Raw genomic sequence first — 18897 nt, forward strand, 5'->3', positions numbered from 1 at the left:
ATAATTATGCTGCTGGCTGGGTTTCTTTTTGTTGGGCAGGATTGAAGAGATTAAGGGCTATTTTATTATTTTCATCAGTAAATCAAGACTATTGATTTATTGGTGGAATTTTTGGAAAGACGAAGAAAACTGCTTCTTCTAATACGTCATAGCGATATGAAACGGTAGGATGATCCTAATGAGTAATCTATCTTTGATTCAGGTACATTGGATGTGAAAGAAGTCATGTTGGATCAGTTGTTATACCGTGCTTATATTATTATGTATTAGAATACAAATTATAGATGAAAGTTGGTTAACTTCATCAATATGAACATTAGTGAGTCGATCGAAGGAATTGAAAAAATTTTACTCTAGCAATGAGGATTATAATTCAGTTGTTCTTGACACACTTCTACAAAGGATTATACCTTTGCCATATATATGGTTAGGACAGTATGATAGTCTTGGAGAAGGCTTGTGACTGCTATCGACAGATTGAAGATATTCTCCAAGGGAAAATTGCAAAATGTCCAGTAAGGGGTCTATACAACAAGGCAAAGAACAATCTTTTATGAATAGGATGCTCAGCATTTGACAGTAGGGGAAGTTTGGCAGCATTGATCGGGTGTTTATTGCGCTGAATCAAATGTTATGGGCACGTTTGGGAATAGTTCTAAAAGTTCTGAAAATGATGTCAATCGTTTAGGTGCATTTTGAGGGATGATGGTACAGGTAAATGCTGATCAAGGTCTAAAAGACATTGGGTAATCGTGTTGTTCACGCTACATTGCGCTGGAATAAATAAATTGTTCTTCTTGCAATGAATATCCTTACTGGTTTTTAGAGTTGGTAAGGTTGGTTAGTATTCTCTAAACGATTGGTTAACACTGTAAATATGGCACGAATAGGCTAGAAGTGTATTGGCAAGATGATGCGATAATTTTGGGGGTTCGTTCTTACGGTGAGAAAAATATCATTTTAGAAGTGATGACTCGTCAGTATGGACGTCATTTGGGATTTGTGCGTAATGGGCAATCTCATCGTATGCAACCAATATTGCAAGCAGGAAATTTAGTGAGAGTTAATTGGAGATCAAGATTAGCTCAAAACTTAGGAGAATTTCGTTTCGAAGTTCTTGAATCTCATTGTGCTAAACTTCTTTCTTCTTCTCTTTTTCTTTATGGATTACAATCCATAGTTCCTCTTTTTCGATTCTTGCCTGAACGAGAGCCATGTCTAGAGCTTTATGATATGCTTAATATCTTCTTAAACTGTCATAAAATTCCGTCTGTAATAGGCAAGATCTTTGTTCAAATCGAATTAATGCTTTTGAAAAATATTGGATTTGGACTTGATCTTACAAAATGTGTTGTAACAGGTGTTACGCAAGATCTTCTATGGGTTTCTCCTAAATCTGGGGGGGCTGTTTGTCGTTCAGTAGGGCTTCCTTATGCAGAGAAAATGCTGGTACTACCATCTTTTCTTTGGAAAGAAGAACAAACGATAGATGCCGATTCTCTCAAAAGTGCTTTTCAATTGACGGACTATTTTTTGAATAAATACGCTTTGCAACATAATATCATTCATTGCCATCTACTTCGGGAAAATTTTTTAGGTAAACTACTGGAATTAATTTAAATATTTTGCAGCAAAACGATACTTTTTACAGTACTTTTTAAAAAAAGCAATGACGACTACCTCGTAGAAGTTATAAAAAATATTCAAAAAAATGATAGGAAATTAACCGCAAAGATGACAGATTATATGATTCTTTTTTCCGAAAGAAAGTTTTATATTTCCTGTGGAATCAAAGTCTTGCAGTTTAATTTGCAACTTTTCGTTTGAGATTATGCTATTGTTAATTTTTATAGCATTACTTTTCAAATGTCGACGTGCCTCATTGGTTGAAGTAGCAAATCCTGCTTTAACAATAAGCGTCAAAAGACCCATTCCCCTACTTACTTCATCCTTCGAGATAGATATGGTCGGCATGTGTTGTGAATGTATGCTCATATCAAAACATTCCATTGCAGCAGTTGCTGCCTTTTCTGCTTCTTCTCTTCCGTGCACCATTGTAGTGATTTCTGTTGCAATGATTTTTTTAGCTTCATTGATTTCTTTCCCTTGCAACTTTGCCATGCGATCAATCTCAGACATTGGTAGAGTTGTGAGTCTCTTTGCGAAACTGACTACATCGGCATCATCGATATTACGCCAGTATTGCCAAAAATTATAAGGAGAAGTCATTTCTTTGTTAAGCCAAATAGCTCCTGACAGTGTTTTTCCCATTTTAGTGCCAGAAGCAGTAGTAAGCAGTGGAGAAGTAAGAGCAAATAATTTTGGAGTTTTCAAACGCTCTCCAAGATCAATGCCACAGATAATATTTCCCCATTGATCTGATCCTCCCATTTGGAGACGACAATCATAGTTTTTCGCAAGCTCTACAAAGTCATAAGCTTGTAAAATCATGTAGTTGAATTCAAGAAAAGAAAGAGACTGCTCGCGTTTTAACCGTGATCGTACAGACTCAAACGAGAGCATCCGGTTGACAGAAAAAAAACTACCAATTTCGCGTAAAAGATCAATATACTTAATTGAGCACAACCAAGTCTCGTTGTTGAGCATTAACGCATCGGTTTTGCCAGTTCCATACTTGATAAAAGAAGAAAATATACCTTTAATTTTTTCAATATTTTCTTGAATTTCTTGAGAGCGCATCATTCTTCTGCTTTCATCTCTAAAAGAAGGATCTCCAATTATACTGGTTCCTCCTCCCATGAGAGAGATGGGTTTATGACCTGTCTTTTGTAACCAGAAGAGTAGCATTAATTGCGTAAGATGGCCTGCATGCAAAGAAGAAGCTGTAAGATCGTAGCCGATATACGCCGTAACGACGCCTTGAGAACATAATATATCAAGTTCTCGAGGGTTGGAAATTTGATGGATAAACCCTCTTTCGGAGAGAATACTCAGAAAATCAGATTTAAATGCAGGCATGCCCAATCCTTTCACTGTTGTAAACCTATTATTTTGATAGCACAGCGTTTTTATACTATTTTTAGTTTAGAATAAATGCCCGTAAATTTTCTAGTAGGAATAACCTATTCTGTCAATTATCTTATCTATTTACCGTATCACGTATACTAAAGAGTTATCATCTGTTTCCACGATAGTAGGCAATTAAAATCCCTATGTATTCTTTCAGCGCAAGTTCAGTCAGATAAAAATTAGCGCTCAAAGGAATAATGCTATAATATGCATTCAAATAATCAGAACATGATGCTTTGGTGTTTATACCGAAATGTTGGAAGTATAATTGACTGCGTTTCAAATGATAGGCAGATGACACTAAAATAATATTTTTCCCTTGCATATTTTTGATCATTGATGATGAAAATTGTGCATTTTGAAATGTATCAAGTGACTGTGTTTCAAGTTTGATATCGTCTCTTTCAACGCCGCTTTCTAAGAGTTTATTATTATAGACAATAGATTCCGCAAGACCATGTTTTTGTGGATCTCCTCCACTTATTATAATGGTACAGTGCATGCTATGTTGTTTGCATGATTTATAAAGCCGCATTGTTTCAAAAATTCTAGAATAAGATTGAAAGGATGGTTCAATTCTTATGGCAGGAATTGTCGGTATAATTGTCGTACCATTTCCAAGTAATACAATGATATTACCATCTTTTTTCCATTGTGGTGATAACAAAGGTCTTTGATAAGAAAATTGTAAGTGCTTCAATAATATCGTTGGAATAATCCCCCAGCCAATGAATGAGAATAGTAACATAAAACAGCTCATGAAAAATATTTTTCTGATAGATTGGCATAACAAATGCCAATACGAGACAATCAAAAAAATCCACGATAATAGAATGAATAATATAAGCATCATTAGCTCTTTGTTTTTTGACAATCAATTTGTAAGATAGCACGCAATGCACTGGGAGAGAATGAAATCAAAAAAAAACAATACGATAATGTTATGCCATAGCTTATTTTTTAGGATTTCTTTTCCTTTCTGACAAGGGATTAGATGAGATTAAGCCGCTCTCCTTTCATTGTATTTTTTTATTACTAGCAAACCACTTTTTTATAATAGAAATAGAAAATGGCACATGGCCAATGCTGTCATAGAGATGAGAAAATTTAGTACTGCGAACGCTTGATGGGTTGCAACGTCTAGATTGCTAATTCTTCCTCTTAATAGTGGTAGAACTCGACTCCAAACTCGGGAACATAATAAGATTCTTGCTTTATTTTTTGCGACTAGCGATCAAAAATTCAGATGAGTATCAGAGACGATACTTTAGTTTTACGGGAGTTTGATATGAATGAAAATTCATATGTCGGAGATAACAATCAGTCCAACGGGTATCACGTTTAATGATTAATTGCTCCAAGCACCATAAACTCTCCCAGTGACAATAACTTTAGAGGCTACAATCCTAGTGATTGTAATCGGTAGCATTCTCAAAAGTTAAAAAACAAGTGACAGTATACGGTGGAGAGGTATTAAGTTTTAACTTTCCATCGATGGTGGACTGTCGCATCTCGATTGCACGCACAACCAAGTTATGTCGAGATAATTAAAAAAACACCATTTTTTAGTTTGTTGATCAACAGATGATTAACACTGTACCATCAGAGTACGATCATAAGAAACAATCTCTTTTTGTAGAATATGAGCGTTGTCTCTATGGATGTGGTGATAGACACGATATAACATTAGGGAGAAATAAGGAATCTCTTCCGCATTTAGCAGTTTGTCCAAACTTCTTATATTCTGAAGTGAGACCTCTTCTTGTTTGCTAGGAGCAGGTCATACTTTGTAATGGCGAAAGAGATAGGTTCCTTGTCTTCGTGCATATGATTTGAAATCTATCTTCTGGATTGATTTTTACCATTTTTCAACGGAGCAGAAGTTTTTTTCTCCGCACCTTTTTTTTCACCTCCTTTTTTAGAAGAACAGCTAAATAAAAGAGGACTAATAGCAAGCATTAATACGGTTCCTATTATTCTTGTATTCATATCTTTTCCTTTTACTTACAATTTAAAATAAATACGAATTGAAATGTACAATAAATTCATTAAAATTTTTTCAACTAATTGAATATTCTATTTAAAAAATATAAAGTAGAGTGATTTTGATTTAGTATAAAAACGGAAAAAATTGAATATTAATGATGTATTTTTATTTATTATTTTATTTATATTTTAAAATAAGGAAAATTTAGTTTTTATATTACATTAACCATATTATTTCCCTTTTATTATTATTTTATGAAATATTGCTATTTTTATCTATTTTTTTACTTTTCTGATTATCGCACGTAGATAGAAATTATTAGAGAAGAGTATGGTAGTGCTTAATTCTGTAACTCTTTAAACTACTTCAATAAACTTAATTTATCTTTTGTATAAAATCCTCTAATATCGATTTGGATTCATGGAGATCGAATTGAGCTTGTACTTTGTTGTCCGAGACATGCAGGATAGTGCCTATTCCGAGTTTTTTATGTCGTATGAAATCACCGACTTTAAATTTATTTATGGTTCGGGTATTTGATTCCAGTGCTCAGAAAAAGTGCCATAAATATCGTCATAAATGATTTCTTGGGTATGAGAAGGATCGTATAACTCTAATAAAAACTGTGATACTTGCGATGGTTGATATCTTTCTACGCGGGTAAAGTCATGCGTTCGTCGATTGATAGTATAGAAGAGATGACATTTTTTTTTTGCACGGGTAATGCCTACGTATGCGAGTCGGCGTTCTCCTTCTACATTACCCTCGTTGATTGAGAGTTGGTGAGGAAGTAATCCTTGCTCCCATCCTGAAATGAAGACAGTATCAAATTCTAGCCCTTTGGCAGCATGTAAAGTCATGATTTGGATGCAATTAGAATCGGGTATGAATGAACCAAGATTCTCTCTCAGGGGAGCCTGGAGAACAAAGCCTTCTAATGTTTCATGTTTTTCTATAATGGATAGAAGTTCTCGTAGGTTATCAAGACGTTCCTGTGATTTTTCCGAAGATTTATTATTCTTCCACATTGCCATGTAACCACTTTGTTCAAGAATCATGTTTGCAATAGGGGCAGGGTCCATTTTCTTGGAACAATTATTCCACCGACGAATATCTTTGACAAAATTTTGTAATGATTGGCGTATTTGAGGTCGAAATTGACCGCTATCAATCAATTTTTCACTTGCTTGTAGTAAGGAAATGTGATGTTGAGAAGCATGATATTGAATTTTGTGTAAGCTTTCTTTTCCTATGCCTCTTTTAGGACAGTTGATGATACGTTTAAAATCCTCATCTCTATGTTCTTGGCATACTAAGCGAAAATAAGCGAGGGCATCGCGAATTTCTTGACGGTCATAAAAACTACCTCCTATCACCTTATGGGGGATTTCTTGTTCAAGAAATGCATCTTCAAATTTGCGTGTTTGCCAAGATGTGCGTACAAGGATGGCTATGTTGTTTAAAGACATCCCTGTATTTTGGATATTTATAATTTCTTGGATGATTGTAGATAATTCAGAGTTATCACTTTGACTAACATGTATGCTGACTTTTGCATCATCATGACAATCACGTTGGGTAAAGAGTTTTTTATCAAAGCGCTGTTTATTATGGGAAATTAGCTTGTTAGCCGTATTGAGAATGTGAGTAGTTGAACGATAATTTTGTTCAAGTTTGATAATATTAGCATCTTTAAAATCTTTTTGAAAATTGAGGATATGAGAAAATTGTGCACCACGCCATTCATAAATACACTGATTTTCGTCACCAACACAACATATACGGGCGCCTTGTTTGGAGTCTTCTTTTTGACATAATAATCGTAATAATAGATATTGAGGGGTATTGATATCTTGATATTCATCCACCATGATATAAGGAATTTTTTCATGATACTTTTTCAAAACATGTGGATGATGCAATACTTCAATGGTTTTTATGATTAATCCGCCGAAATCACAACTTTTTGTTTTCTGGAGATAGGCGACATATTGAATATAGATTGCTTTTGGAATCTCTGCATCTTCAGTTAAAGAGGATTGTGGAATATCTTTTGGATTCCAACCGCGATTTTGCCAATAATCTATTTTTTCGATCACCTCATGGGGGTCATAATCTTTGTCGTCAATTTGTAAATCTTTGAGTAATTGTTTGATAATTGTGCGACTTTCAGCTGAATCGAGGATGGCAAAATCAGTAGGAAGACCGACTACTTCTCCATGTTTGCGTAAAATGCTTGCACAGAAAGAATGAAAAGTTTGAATCCTTGGAATCTTTTCTCCTAAATAACAAGCTAATCTATTTTTCATTTCTTGAATTGCTTGATTGGTAAAAGTCATGGCAAGAATTTTCGAGGGAGGGATTTCCTTGTGACAGATTAAATGCAACATACGTGCTATCAATACTGTCGTTTTGCCAGTACCAGCTCCTGCTAATATGAGGAGCGGAGTATCATCGGGGATTGTAACAGCATGAGTTTGTTGAGCATTGAGCCCTTTAAGATAGTTAGGAACACACGAAGGGACAAAATCGCCTTTTAATATGTGAGAAAAATGGCTTTTTTGATCGTCTTGTTGCACATGTCACCTATAATAAATCGAATATTACGTGGAAACATACTACAAAGGTTTGATAAAAATACAAGGAAGCAATATATAGCCTAGCTAGTGAACAATCAATAAGTAGGAAAATTAATTATTTTTTCACTATGATTGAGGATTAGAAGAGGTGGTTGCGTGATAAAAGAATTAGGTTTGTCTATGTTCATAATGACGACTATCTCTGGATGTGGTTTGGCTAGCAGAGAAAAGAAAAAGGTATTTTTGCATAAATCGAATGATACAGATATCGTCAATAAAAGATTTGGGAGCTCTTTAGATAAAGCAGAAGATGAATTTCAGATGCAATTACAGGATACGGGTATAGTTGTTAGTCGTATAGGTGATATGATTACATGTTATATACCAGTACATGTTTCTTTTGTATCAGAGGTTTTTTTAGAAAAAAAATTTTTACCTATGTTACAGTTGATTGCGACTATTTTAAATAAATTTCCCAGTACAGTCATTGCAATTCAGAGTCATACAGATTCCATTGGGACGTTAAAAAATAATCTTTTGATTTCACAGGAAAGAGCTGATGTTATTAAGAGTTATTTGATACAAAGGGGAGTGTCATCCAACAGATTCATATCTGTGAGAGGATTCGCTTATAAGTATCCCATTGATACAAATGATACTAAAGTAGGACGTCAGAATAATCAGCGCATAGAAATACAGATATTTCCGAGAGGAAATATCAAAAAATAACTTTATTAGTTTTATTGTATATATCATTGAGTTTTTTCTTGAATAAACAGTTATTATTTTATGGGAAAGAGAATCTTTCTGTTGTTGTTTGTCGGAAAAAGTAATAATTTTTTCCAAGTCATTTCCGGAGGTATATTTCGGTGTTCGAGTTATCTCGAGAGCAGGATAATTCTTTGTGAAATCAATCAATCAATTCACTGAGAGCGTATTCATTTTGTTGAATTTTTATTCTTAATTGGTTTGGTTATATACTAGAACTAGGGTTATTGCTTTGCTTAGACGTGTATTAATTGGTCTAGGATTTTTATTTTCCGTTGTATTGGTCGGTGCTTTTACCGTTCCTTTATTTATCGATTGGACCGATTTTCGAGAAGATTTTGAGCGCCAAGCTACCCTTATTGTGGGGAAAAAAATAGCAGTAAAAGGTGGAATAAAAATTCACATTCTCCCTTTTCCATCAGTTTTTTTCAAAGATATTAGGATTGATCAAAAAGAAGACGGTTCTTTCGAATCCAAGATAGAAGGTTTGTCAATGCGGGCGGAGTTTTTGCCTCTTTTAAGCGGTGAAATTCGTGTTTTTGATATGTATATTGATCAACCTCATCTCAATTTCTATCTCTCCTCAAAAGGCGTATCCAATTGGTTTCAGAGGAAAAGTACAATGGATATGATTCATAATGTTATTTTGGAAAAAATCCATGTTAAAGGAGGAAGAATCAAAATAATTGATCAGGAATCAGATCAGGTATACTTTTTATCAGATCTGAATCTTCAAATATCTGCTCGTTTTTTAAATATCATTTCTCCATTGTCTATTGATTCTATCAAAGGGTCTGTTATTGCTGAAGGAACTGGGAATTTTGACAATAAAAGAAGTGCGTTTAAGATTACAGCTAATTTCCCTGCTAAAAATAAGGCTATTTCCTTAAAAATACAGTTATTTCCTCTTGCTTATCCTATTATTATTGATTTGTTTGGAAATCTTTTTTGGAATGAAAAACAACCTATTTATAGTGGTGTATTTTCTGTTGCGGGTGATTTCTCTAAATTATTAAATCTAGAGCTCTCTGCGAAGAAGTCACGTCTTTCGGGAAATTTTAAAATTTCTGATGGAAATGTACGTATATCACGGTATAAATTACAATCAATTCTCCCTAATTCTTCTACAGACGAGGATAATAAAACAAAGGTTTCTCAGGATGAAGAAAATCTTCTGAATTTTTCTGAGAATGGAGCAGAGAGCATGCATGATTTGAATGAAACCGATTTTTTTGAAGAAGAAGAAAAAAAAAATAAAAACGATGATCTTAAAAAAGATGACATCCAATACTCTGTAAATAAAAAAGAGGAAAAAGATAATTCTCACGATAAAGAAAATCAAGAAAACTTTTCAGGAGATAAAATGATTTTGTGATTACAGGTTAAGTGATTCCGCCAGCGCGAAGAGTTTTTGGTGAATGAAAATGCCCGTTTTTATGAAAGAGCCATCATCACTACCTTCATTGCCATTATTCAGCCTCATAAACGGACGAGCTGGGATAGCAGCCGTCTCCGCACATGTTGTCCTACTGATGGATGATTGCCTTGGCTCCCACGACATTGTGTTATGTTAGCGAATATTCTGAGAATTATAGAGAAGTAATTTATTAGATATTTACGGGAATTAGAGGGGGTATTTTTTTACTGAGTCGACGTATTGATCGTATCAAATTTTTTCTATGTGATCCTATTCTCGTATTTAATCACGAAGTGCCAGATGGATCATATTTCCTTAAATTATTTCTTCCTAAAATTATCTAAGGAAATTACTGAAGCCATCTTATTTTTGTTCTGTTTCTTCGTACTTTTCTTTTTTGAAGAATCTTGGGATACAGAATTAGTTTGATTCTTATCGAAATTATCAGGGGATGTAAGGACTTTTCCTGTGTTCCCTCCTTCTAGTTTTTCTTCTATGTGTTCAATATGAACATCAAATTCCAATTCAAAATTAACAGATGGATCATAAAATCCCTTAATAGCATTAAAAGGAATAACTAAGCGTTCTGGTACATTAGAAAAAGAAAGGCCTACTTCAAAATGATTATCAAGAACTTTCAGGTCCCAAAACTGATTCTGAATTACTATAGTCATTTTTTCAGGGTAATTTTTTCTAAGATTTTGCGAGATACGAACTCCTCGAGCATTCGTAGCAAAAGTTATATAAAAATGATGTTCTCCTGGAAGAGAGCCAATAGATGCAACCTCTGACAACACGACTTTAACAAGACCGCGAAGTGCTTCTTTAGCTAAGATATCATAGCGAATATGATCATAATTCATCAAAGTATCTATCCATTTAATAATAAAAAACCATTGCCAACGACTTGAAAAAAAATTCCACAATGACACCATTTTTTATTAGGGGTCATCTCCTGACTATACAAAAGTATAGCACGATATGTTTCAAGAGAAAATAACAATGTGCACGCTTGTTAAAGAGGCTTCTGTTGCCAGGTGCCTCCAAACCCCGCCTGATAGTGCAACCCATCAGGAGTTAAGGTGAGAAATCACACTGACTAGGCAGCGAGAACTTCTCTAGCAGAGTTGTCATTTGCAACTACATTTTTAGCCCGATAACGGCGGTACTATGCCGAGCGAACTTTCAACCTTTACACTCTTGTCTATCCTATTTCGCCCCCGTAATGTTGCGGTATAAATTCTCGGTTACAAGAAATGACCCATGCTACCATCTATGGTGGAGGCGCCGGGTACTGCCCCCGGGTCCAACAAGCTTATTACGTCGACTATTTATCGCTATAGCCATATTTCTAATAGCACAATTATTATATATGTGTTTTACTCATATTGGAAGGGCATTTTCAAAGAACAGTGAATGATATTTTTGTGTGAAAAAATAGGTTGGAAGAATGCACCAGTATTTAGATCTTCTTCGTCATGTTATTAAATTTGGTTCTGATCGTAGAGACCGTACAGGCGTAGGAACGCGTAGTACTTTTGGTTATCAAATGCGTTTTGATTTATCTAAAGGTTTTCCTTTGCTAACGACCAAAAAAGTACATTGGAAATCTGTTGTTCATGAACTTCTTTGGTTTTTAAGGGGAGATAGCAATGTCTCTTATCTTCATCGCCATGGTGTGAGTATATGGGATGAATGGGCTGATAAAGATGGTGAATTAGGTCCTATATACGGAGTACAATGGCGTTCTTGGCCTGACTATGATGGAAATGTTATTGATCAAATTTCCTCTATTGTTCAGAGTCTGCGTGCTGATCCATATTCTCGCCGTCATATAGTATCAGCCTGGAATGTTGCTTTGATAGACAAAATGGCATTACCACCGTGTCACTGTCTTTTTCAATTTTACGTTGATAATGGTAAGTTATCATGTCAATTATATCAGCGTTCGGGAGATGTTTTCCTTGGAATACCATTCAATATTGCATCGTATTCGCTTTTGACGATGATGTTGGCAAGTGTCATCGGATTCCAGTATGGAGAATTTATTCATACGCTTGGGGATGTGCACTTATATAATAACCATTTTGAACAAGCTGATTTACAACTTTCTCGATCTCCAAGAACTTTGCCTCAAATGATCATTAATCCAAATATTGTGGATTTATTATCATTCCGATACGAAGATTTCACTCTTAGGTCTTATGAACCACATGCGGCTATTTTAGCTAAGGTATCAGTATGATGACAAGACCGGAAATTATTTTGATTGCTGCAATTACACGTAATAATGTTATTGGAAGTTGTGGTGGTATGCCTTGGAAGATTTCTTCCGATTTAAAACGCTTCAAAAGCTTGACTACAGGAAATCCAGTGGTTATGGGCTATCGTACGTTTCAGTCAATCGGTCGACTTTTACCAGGAAGAACTAACATTATTATCACGCGTGATAACACACGTCGTGCAAGTGTGAATCCAGAAGCTGTACTAGCATCATCTATACTTGATTCCCTTGATCTCGCTTCTAAAACAGGAAGCAAGAAAATATTTATTATAGGAGGAGGGGAAATTTATGCACAGACGATCAGTTTAGCACATACTCTGTACATTACACATATAGAAAAAGAAATAGAAGGAGATGTTTTTTTCCCTTCTATTGATTCTAATATTTGGAAAAAACAGGAAAAAGAAATTATCACTCCTGCAGGAGAAGGAGATGATTATCCAACACGATTTGTGATATATGATCGCTTTCTTTCAAAGAATTGTTCGTAAAGTTATACAATTATTATAGTTGACGTTATGGAGTCGTCTGTTTATAAGGGAATCCATTTTGGAGTACTATTTTTGATTCATTTTGGTTTAAGAGATTTTGATGTCTTATGACAAGAACAATAGTGACTGGCGTCCTACTAGATTAAGTGGTTCCAATGGTAACGGTGATGGTCTTCCTCCTTTTGACGTTGAGGCAATCATTCGTTATATAAAGGATAAGTTCGATCTGATACCTTTTTTTAAGAGTTATGGCTCTGTTTATATTATTCTTTTATTGATAGGTTCATTTTGTGCTTTTCAATCAATATATATTGTTCATCCTGATGAGAGAGCCGTAGAGTTACGCTTTGGTAAACCAAAAAATGATGTTTTTTTACCTGGTTTACACATGATGTTTTGGCCGATTGATCAAGTCGAAATTGTGAAGGTTATAGAGCGACAGCAGAAGATAGGAGGGCGGTCTGCAAGTGTTGGCTCTAATAGTGGATTGATTCTTACTGGGGATCAAAATATCGTCGGTTTACATTTTTCTGTCTTGTATGTCGTGACCGATCCTCGCTTATATCTATTCAATTTAGAGAATCCTGGAGAAACTTTAAAACAAGTCTCTGAAAGTGCTATGCGTGAGGTGGTTGGAAGAAGATTTGCAGTTGATATTTTTCGATCTCAACGTCAACAAATAGCTTTAGAAGTAAGAAATCTCATTCAAAAGACCATGGATTATTATAAATCCGGGATATTGATCAATACAATTTCCATTGAAGATGCTTCTCCTCCTCGGGAAGTGGCGGATGCTTTTGATGAAGTGCAACGTGCAGAGCAGGATGAGGATCGTTTTGTTGAAGAATCCAACAAATATTCTAATCGGGTATTAGGATCAGCTCGCGGTGAAGCCTCTCATATTCGTGAGTCTTCTATTGCTTATAAGGATCGCATCATTCAAGAAGCACAGGGAGAAGCAGATCGTTTCTTGTCTATTTATGGACAGTATGTTAATGCACCTACATTGCTTCGCAAAAGAATATATCTAGAAACCATGGAAGGTATTTTAAAGAAAGCAAAAAAAGTTATTATTGATAAAAAACAGTCCGTTATGCCTTATTTACCTCTCAATGAAGCTTTTTCTCGTATTCAACAAAAAGGGAAATTAGGTGGTATCAATCATGAGTAATAAGTCTTGTATAGTTTTTTTTCTTTTTATTTTTCTTTTATTGGGGCTTTCTTTCTCGTCTTTTTTTATTGTTGATGCGCGTCAACAAGCGATTGTTACTCGATTTGGAAAGATTCATGCTACCTATAGAGAGCCAGGCATTTATTTTAAAATGCCATTTTCTTTTATGAATGTTGATAGAGTTAAATATCTGCAAAAACAAATTATGCGTCTAAATCTTGATAATATTAGAGTACAAGTTTCTGATGGGAAATTCTATGAAGTTGATGCTATGATGACTTATAGAATCATTGATCCCTCTTTATTTTGTCAATCTGTTTCGTGTGATCGTATTGCTGCAGAATCTCGCTTACGTACTCGTCTTGATGCATCTATCCGGCGTGTTTATGGATTACGTCGTTTTGATGATGCTTTATCCAAACAACGTGAAAAAATGATGATGGAGGTATGTGAAGATTTGCGCTACGATGCTGAAAAATTAGGAATTAGTATAGAAGATGTGCGCGTTCTACGTACTGATTTAACACAGGAAGTTTCTCAACAAACATATGATCGGATGAAAGCAGAACGCTTAGCAGAGGCTGAGTTTATCCGTGCTAGAGGAAGAGAAGAGGGACAAAAACGCATGTCTATTGCTGATCGTAAAGCAACTCAGATTTTATCTGAAGCGCGACGTGATTCTGAAATAAATTATGGGAAGGGTGAAGCGGAAAGGGGGCGTATTCTCTCTAATGTATTTCAGAAAGATCCTGAATTTTTCGAATTTTATCGTTCTATGAGAGCATATACGGATTCTTTGGCTTCATCAGATACCTTTTTGGTTCTTTCGCCAGATTCGGATTTTTTCAAGTATTTTGATCGCTTCCAAGAAAGACAGAAAAATTATAGAAAAGAATATTGATACTAAGGAAATTTTATTGGCGATCTTGACCTTCGAGTAACTGCCTTTAATAGAAGGCCAATTATAAACCTTCGTACTCAAGAAGGTTAAATTGTAGGGCAGTTATATATTATTGGTTCTACGGTCTAACTGCATGGATGCAGGTAAATTGACATCTAACATTAATCTGACCCTCACTGGCATTACGTTTAACGACAAAAAAATACAAGAACTTATCCGAGAAGAATTAAGAGGTTGTATGACGATAAAATCAGGTATTTTGTCGAATAGAAGTGCGAAAATAGGGGTCAGGGATTAGAAGAGCTGATATTATAACTGGGCTTATCCTTCTGAAATATCAAGCAGAGAATAGGTTTTTCATCGGTAAAAACAAAGGTAAAAGCCACATTCCACTATGATTACACCCATGGGATTTGGACACCGATAAAATAGTTCAGAAGAAAAGAGTTTAAACTAGGTCTAGCCGATTTTAATATTTATAATGTGGGATGTTTCTATAATAACTTTTGACCTAAGTTCCGTTGTTTTTGTAATAACCCCTGAAGTAGACAGTTTTAAACCGTGTGCCCCATGTCCATGGAATGTGTAATCCTTTATAAACTGTCTAGCTACACTATCTAACCATTCTTTCTTACATGATTTTCCCTCTTTTTTCGGGGTTGAAAGGTGCGGGAAAGCTATAAAAAAACATTGTAGAATCAATGGAGGAGGGCAGGATATTTAGAAGGTAAGGGAATTTAAAATATTGATTTTACGTTATAATTAATCATATAGAAAATAAGATGACAATTAATTTATACTTGAACAAAAATATCTCTTGCTTGTTAATTTATAGTCTCTTTTTAGAGGAAAATATTCTGAGCAAAGGATGAAGAGAAATGAAATGATAAGAATATTTGCAAATATCGGTGTGCATATTTTATGAATTAAATCAGATCATAAGTAGATAAATATCCGAAGAATATGATACTATCGCTTTCTTCTGCAAATTATTTCAGTTAATAAGAGTACATTTGACAGTCAGCTCAATTGAACGCGTCGTTAGTATACAAAAGACATAAGCCTTAATAAGACAATTTACCTTTCGTCAGATTACTATTCTCAGAATAAGAATATAACTCGCATTGATTTAGCAATTAAAGGTTTTTAAGGAGATTTTACGATCTCGTCTTTCTTATATCCTTGAATATATAATAAGGCTTCAAGATCGCTATGATCAATACGTATTTTTGCTTGCTTTGCAAGGGCTGGTTTAGCATGGAAAGCAACTCCATATCCTGCTACTCTAAGCATATCAAGATCATTGTTACCGTCACCGACGGCAATGGTATCTTCGGGATTAATTTGCAGTTTTTGTATGGCTTCTAGTAGAATTTGTGATTTTGCTGTACCATCAATAATTGGTTCCATCACTTGTCCTGTCAATCTATCATCTTTCTCTATGAAACGATTCGCATAATACTGATCAAATCCAAGATGTTGAGCAATAAAACGAGCGAAAATTGAGAATCCACCTGTAACTAGAAGAGTAGAAGCACCGTTTTGTTTCATAGTATGGACGAGTTCATATCCTCCAGGATTATATGTAATTTTTTTTTCAAGGAGAGAATCAATAATTTTTGTGGAAGTTCCTTTGAATAGCGATATTCTTTCACGAAGTGAATCTTGAAAAGGTATTTCTCCATTCATTGCACGAGCGGTAATAAGAGAAACTTTTTCTTTTATTCCTATTAAATCTGCAAGTTCGTCAATGCATTCTTGCTCTATCATAGTAGAATCCATGTCGGCGATGAGAAGATTTTTCCGTCTATTTTCGTGTCGATGTATAATAAGATCAATAGGTTTATCTGCAATAATAGAAAGTATTTTACTTCTATGATGATCTATCATTCCTTCTAAAGGAAGGATGATATCACAGGCAATAGAATCTGCGAGCCAGTAAAATATAGAAGAATTTACTATCTGCATTATTTGTTTAACAAGGGAGATATTCAGTATAGGATGAGAGCGATGAGTTATAAGTGTAGCAATAAGAGCCATGATGATGATGTTCCTTTCAACACATACTAAAGCGATTTTTATATCTGGTCCAACAGCAAGTGGTAAATCCCTTTGTGCTGTGAATTTGGCGCATAAATTCAATGGTGCGATTATTAATGCTGATAGTATGCAAGTTTATGATACACTCCGTATTTTGACTTCTCGACCATCTGATCAAGACATGCAATCGATTCCTCATTATCTTTATGGTTATGTTCCTGCTCAGAAGTCTTATTCTACTGGAAAATGGTTGCGTTATGCTATCAAAAAAATTGCAGAGGTACAAAAAAACGGTTTTTTACCTATAATAGTAGGTGGGACAGGTCTTTATTTTCGTGCATTAACAGGTCAACTCTCTATTATGCCAGAAATACCTACTGCAATAAGAGAAAAGATACGTGAAAAATTGAAACAATATGGTTCCCATATTCTCCATGATGAATTGTCTAGTCTTGATTCTATTGTAGCACGACAGATTCATCCTTCTGATGGACAAAGAATCGCACGTGCTCTTGAAATTAAATTAGTTTCTGGCCAGTCTATCATAGAATTTTGGAAACAAGCACCAAATCCTTTCATACCCCTTGAATCAGCCCATAAGATTATCATTCTTCCTGAGAGAAGCGCATTAAAAGAGAGAATTCGTCGACGTTTTACACAAATGTTAGAATCAGGTGCGATAGATGAAATACGTAGTCTTATGAAAATGAATTTATCGTTGGATTTACCAATAATGAAAGCAATAGGAGTGCGAGATATTATTGCGTTATTAAAGGGTGAAATAAATTATGACGAAACATTACAAAGGGGTATCATCGCAACAAATAAATACGCTAAAAGACAAAAAACATGGTTATGTCATCAATTTCAAGCAGATTGGATTAGAATATCTTCTATAGATGATTTGTTTTAAACACACTGCGTGTCTTACAGTTTTTTTCTTATTAACTAAAAATATTTAAGAAGAAGAAAAAAACTATTGGTATAAATTATCCAAAATCCCTTTGATGTACTGAAAATGATAATATAATAAAATCATGTTTTTTCAGTATCTTGTACATATGATGTTAACTGTAAATCATATAAAAAATAGAAAATATCCTTTAAAACGACTATTAGAGGGTTACATGCCTTTACAGCATATGTGTGTTGATCAAGAATATTGAGATCAATAGCTCTCTTGTAGTGTTTTAGAATATGTATATAGGGAGATATATGAAGAAAACTGAAATATTCCGTATCTTAAAAGTTATTTGGATAGGATTGTATGTATCCGTAGCATCATTTTTCGTAACTAGTCCAATTTATTCCCTCTCACCCGATCTTATAAAATATCATCAACAATCTTCTATGTCTAGTGATCTTCTCGATCAAGAAGAAGTGAGGACTTTGAAAATTTATGTAGTTTCCACGGGATCTAAAGCGATCGTTACTTTTAAACGTGGTAGCCAGTATAATCAAGAAGGTTTATCACAATTAAATCGTTTATTGTATGATTGGCATTCCAAACAATCTATAGATATGGATCCACAGTTGTTTGATTTTTTATGGGAGATACAACAATATTTCAGTGTACCCGAATATATTTATATATTATCAGGATATCGTACGCAAGAAACCAATAAAATGTTGAGTAGGCGAAATCGTAAGATAGCTAGGAAAAGTCAACATGTTTTGGGGAAAGCTGTTGATTTTTATATTCCAGGAGTTTCTTTAAGGAGCCTGTACAAGATAGCTATACGTCTTAAAAGAGGAGGAGTTGGTTATTATTCCAAATTTCTTCATATTGATGTGGGAAGAGTGCGTTCTTGGACGTGAATCAAAATATTTGGATGTATTATTTATTCTTCTATAACTTAAGTAAAGGTAATACTAAAACCGAATCATGATTAATCAAAGACTTATCAACCGATCCTATCCAAATAGGTAAATATAGAGCTTTTTTAAGAGGTCCTTTTGTAGTTCTTCCCGACTATAGACAAAGAGGGATTGGATCGAAAATTGCTTATAAGGCTTTTATGGCGATTAAAAACTCAGGGGCTGAATTTGTTCTTATAGATGCTAAAAGTGATGGGTATAAGCACTTAGGCTTTAAGAAACCTATCTTCAAAAACAACATTATGGAGAACATGATAGGCAGGATGTCTTTACGACGTGAGTATGGTTAAGAATAAAATCTTCGCTTCTGGTTTACCGATAAAATCGTGCAAAAAAGAAGATGAAAAAAGC

At 34.6% G+C, this 18897-nt stretch carries 16 protein-coding genes and 1 other RNA gene; 10 read left to right on the forward strand and 7 right to left on the reverse strand.

Translation table 11 applies throughout. The annotated features are described in order from the left end of the window. Positions 1-897: 897 nt before the first annotated feature. Entirely contained in the window at positions 898-1620 is a 723-nt protein-coding gene (gene recO / locus CD16_RS04215; protein ID WP_015452779.1) for a DNA repair protein RecO, read from the forward strand. Positions 1621-1722: 102 nt separating this feature from the next. Here the strand turns inward: recO and tyrS are convergent, their stop codons facing one another. The 4 genes from tyrS to CD16_RS04230 form a co-directional block, all read right to left on the reverse strand. Further along, complete coding sequence (gene tyrS / locus CD16_RS04220) at positions 1723-2979, reverse strand: tyrosine--tRNA ligase (protein ID WP_015452780.1); 1257 nt, start codon at positions 2977-2979, stop codon at positions 1723-1725. 157 nt (positions 2980-3136) lie between these two features. Then, positions 3137-3790: a YdcF family protein gene (locus tag CD16_RS04225; protein ID WP_015452781.1), complete on the reverse strand. Its 654-nt coding sequence runs from the start codon at positions 3788-3790 to the stop codon at positions 3137-3139. A gap of 1079 nt (positions 3791-4869) precedes the next feature. Next, entirely contained in the window at positions 4870-5019 is a 150-nt protein-coding gene (locus CD16_RS05720; protein ID WP_015452782.1) for a Sec-dependent effector m04250, read from the reverse strand. Positions 5020-5538: 519 nt separating this feature from the next. Then, a complete protein-coding gene (locus tag CD16_RS04230) occupies positions 5539-7596 on the reverse strand; it encodes an ATP-dependent helicase (RefSeq protein ID WP_015452783.1) in 2058 nt (685 codons plus the stop codon). A gap of 156 nt (positions 7597-7752) precedes the next feature. Here CD16_RS04230 and CD16_RS04235 point away from each other — a divergent pair, with 156 nt between their 5' ends. Continuing rightward, positions 7753-8325: an OmpA family protein gene (locus tag CD16_RS04235; RefSeq protein ID WP_015452784.1), complete on the forward strand. Its 573-nt coding sequence runs from the start codon at positions 7753-7755 to the stop codon at positions 8323-8325. A gap of 271 nt (positions 8326-8596) precedes the next feature. Beyond that, entirely contained in the window at positions 8597-9739 is a 1143-nt protein-coding gene (locus CD16_RS04240) for an AsmA family protein (protein ID WP_015824945.1), read from the forward strand. Positions 9740-10101: 362 nt separating this feature from the next. Here the strand turns inward: CD16_RS04240 and CD16_RS04245 are convergent, their stop codons facing one another. Continuing rightward, the gene (locus tag CD16_RS04245) at positions 10102-10644 is read right to left on the reverse strand and encodes an SspB family protein (protein ID WP_040055325.1); all 543 of its coding nucleotides are present in this window, start codon (positions 10642-10644) and stop codon (positions 10102-10104) included. 153 nt (positions 10645-10797) lie between these two features. Next, positions 10798-11179, reverse strand: a transfer-messenger RNA (tmRNA) gene (gene ssrA / locus CD16_RS04250). Between the two features lie 52 nt (positions 11180-11231). Here ssrA and CD16_RS04255 point away from each other — a divergent pair. The 4 genes from CD16_RS04255 to hflC all read left to right on the forward strand — a co-directional run bounded on the left by CD16_RS04255 (position 11232) and on the right by hflC (position 14628). Further along, positions 11232-12026 carry a thymidylate synthase gene (locus tag CD16_RS04255; protein ID WP_015452787.1) on the forward strand — a complete coding sequence of 265 codons (795 nt, stop codon included), beginning with the start codon at positions 11232-11234 and terminating at the stop codon, positions 12024-12026. Next, entirely contained in the window at positions 12026-12556 is a 531-nt protein-coding gene (locus CD16_RS04260) for a dihydrofolate reductase (RefSeq protein WP_015452788.1), read from the forward strand. The genes CD16_RS04255 and CD16_RS04260 overlap by 1 nt, the downstream gene beginning before the upstream one ends. A 100-nt stretch (positions 12557-12656) precedes the next feature. Next, a complete protein-coding gene (hflK, locus tag CD16_RS04265) occupies positions 12657-13727 on the forward strand; it encodes an FtsH protease activity modulator HflK (RefSeq protein ID WP_015452789.1) in 1071 nt (356 codons plus the stop codon). Further along, a complete protein-coding gene (gene hflC / locus CD16_RS04270; RefSeq protein WP_015452790.1) occupies positions 13720-14628 on the forward strand; it encodes a protease modulator HflC in 909 nt (302 codons plus the stop codon). The genes hflK and hflC overlap by 8 nt, the downstream gene beginning before the upstream one ends. A gap of 1146 nt (positions 14629-15774) precedes the next feature. Here hflC and serB read toward each other — a convergent pair. Next, positions 15775-16668 (reverse strand): phosphoserine phosphatase SerB, encoded by an 894-nt coding sequence (gene serB / locus CD16_RS04275; RefSeq protein WP_015452791.1) that lies wholly within the window; start codon positions 16666-16668, stop codon positions 15775-15777. On the opposite strand from serB, the gene miaA reads away from it, so the two are divergent. From miaA to CD16_RS05725, 3 genes are all read left to right on the forward strand, one after another. Next, entirely contained in the window at positions 16667-17581 is a 915-nt protein-coding gene (gene miaA, locus CD16_RS04280; RefSeq protein WP_015452792.1) for a tRNA (adenosine(37)-N6)-dimethylallyltransferase MiaA, read from the forward strand. The two genes, serB and miaA, sit on opposite strands and share 2 nt — an antisense overlap. Positions 17582-17883: 302 nt before the next feature. Then, positions 17884-18486 (forward strand): YcbK family protein, encoded by a 603-nt coding sequence (locus CD16_RS04285; protein WP_015452793.1) that lies wholly within the window; start codon positions 17884-17886, stop codon positions 18484-18486. 200 nt (positions 18487-18686) lie between these two features. Next, positions 18687-18836 carry a hypothetical protein gene (locus tag CD16_RS05725; protein WP_015452794.1) on the forward strand — a complete coding sequence of 50 codons (150 nt, stop codon included), beginning with the start codon at positions 18687-18689 and terminating at the stop codon, positions 18834-18836. Positions 18837-18897 lie beyond the last annotated feature (61 nt).

This window comes from Candidatus Liberibacter asiaticus (assembly GCF_000590865.3).
GTDB classification, from domain to species: Bacteria; Pseudomonadota; Alphaproteobacteria; order Rhizobiales; family Rhizobiaceae; genus Liberibacter; species Liberibacter asiaticus.

Bases quoted from the DNA above. Each gene is read 5' to 3' on its own strand.
- tyrS (WP_015452780.1), bottom strand. From the start codon at position 2,979: ATGCCTGCATTTAAATCTGATTTTCTGAGTATTCTCTCCGAAAGAGGG.
- CD16_RS04255 (WP_015452787.1), top strand. From the start codon at position 11,232: ATGCACCAGTATTTAGATCTTCTTCGTCATGTTATTAAATTTGGTTCT.
- serB (WP_015452791.1), bottom strand. From the start codon at position 16,668: ATGGCTCTTATTGCTACACTTATAACTCATCGCTCTCATCCTATACTG.
- CD16_RS04260 (WP_015452788.1), top strand. From the start codon at position 12,026: ATGACAAGACCGGAAATTATTTTGATTGCTGCAATTACACGTAATAAT.
- CD16_RS05725 (WP_015452794.1), top strand. From the start codon at position 18,687: ATGGCGATTAAAAACTCAGGGGCTGAATTTGTTCTTATAGATGCTAAA.
- hflC (WP_015452790.1), top strand. From the start codon at position 13,720: ATGAGTAATAAGTCTTGTATAGTTTTTTTTCTTTTTATTTTTCTTTTA.
- CD16_RS05720 (WP_015452782.1), bottom strand. From the start codon at position 5,019: ATGAATACAAGAATAATAGGAACCGTATTAATGCTTGCTATTAGTCCT.
- CD16_RS04225 (WP_015452781.1), bottom strand. From the start codon at position 3,790: ATGAGCTGTTTTATGTTACTATTCTCATTCATTGGCTGGGGGATTATT.
- hflK (WP_015452789.1), top strand. From the start codon at position 12,657: ATGTCTTATGACAAGAACAATAGTGACTGGCGTCCTACTAGATTAAGT.
- CD16_RS04285 (WP_015452793.1), top strand. From the start codon at position 17,884: ATGAAGAAAACTGAAATATTCCGTATCTTAAAAGTTATTTGGATAGGA.
- CD16_RS04245 (WP_040055325.1), bottom strand. From the start codon at position 10,644: ATGAATTATGATCATATTCGCTATGATATCTTAGCTAAAGAAGCACTT.
- miaA (WP_015452792.1), top strand. From the start codon at position 16,667: ATGATGATGATGTTCCTTTCAACACATACTAAAGCGATTTTTATATCT.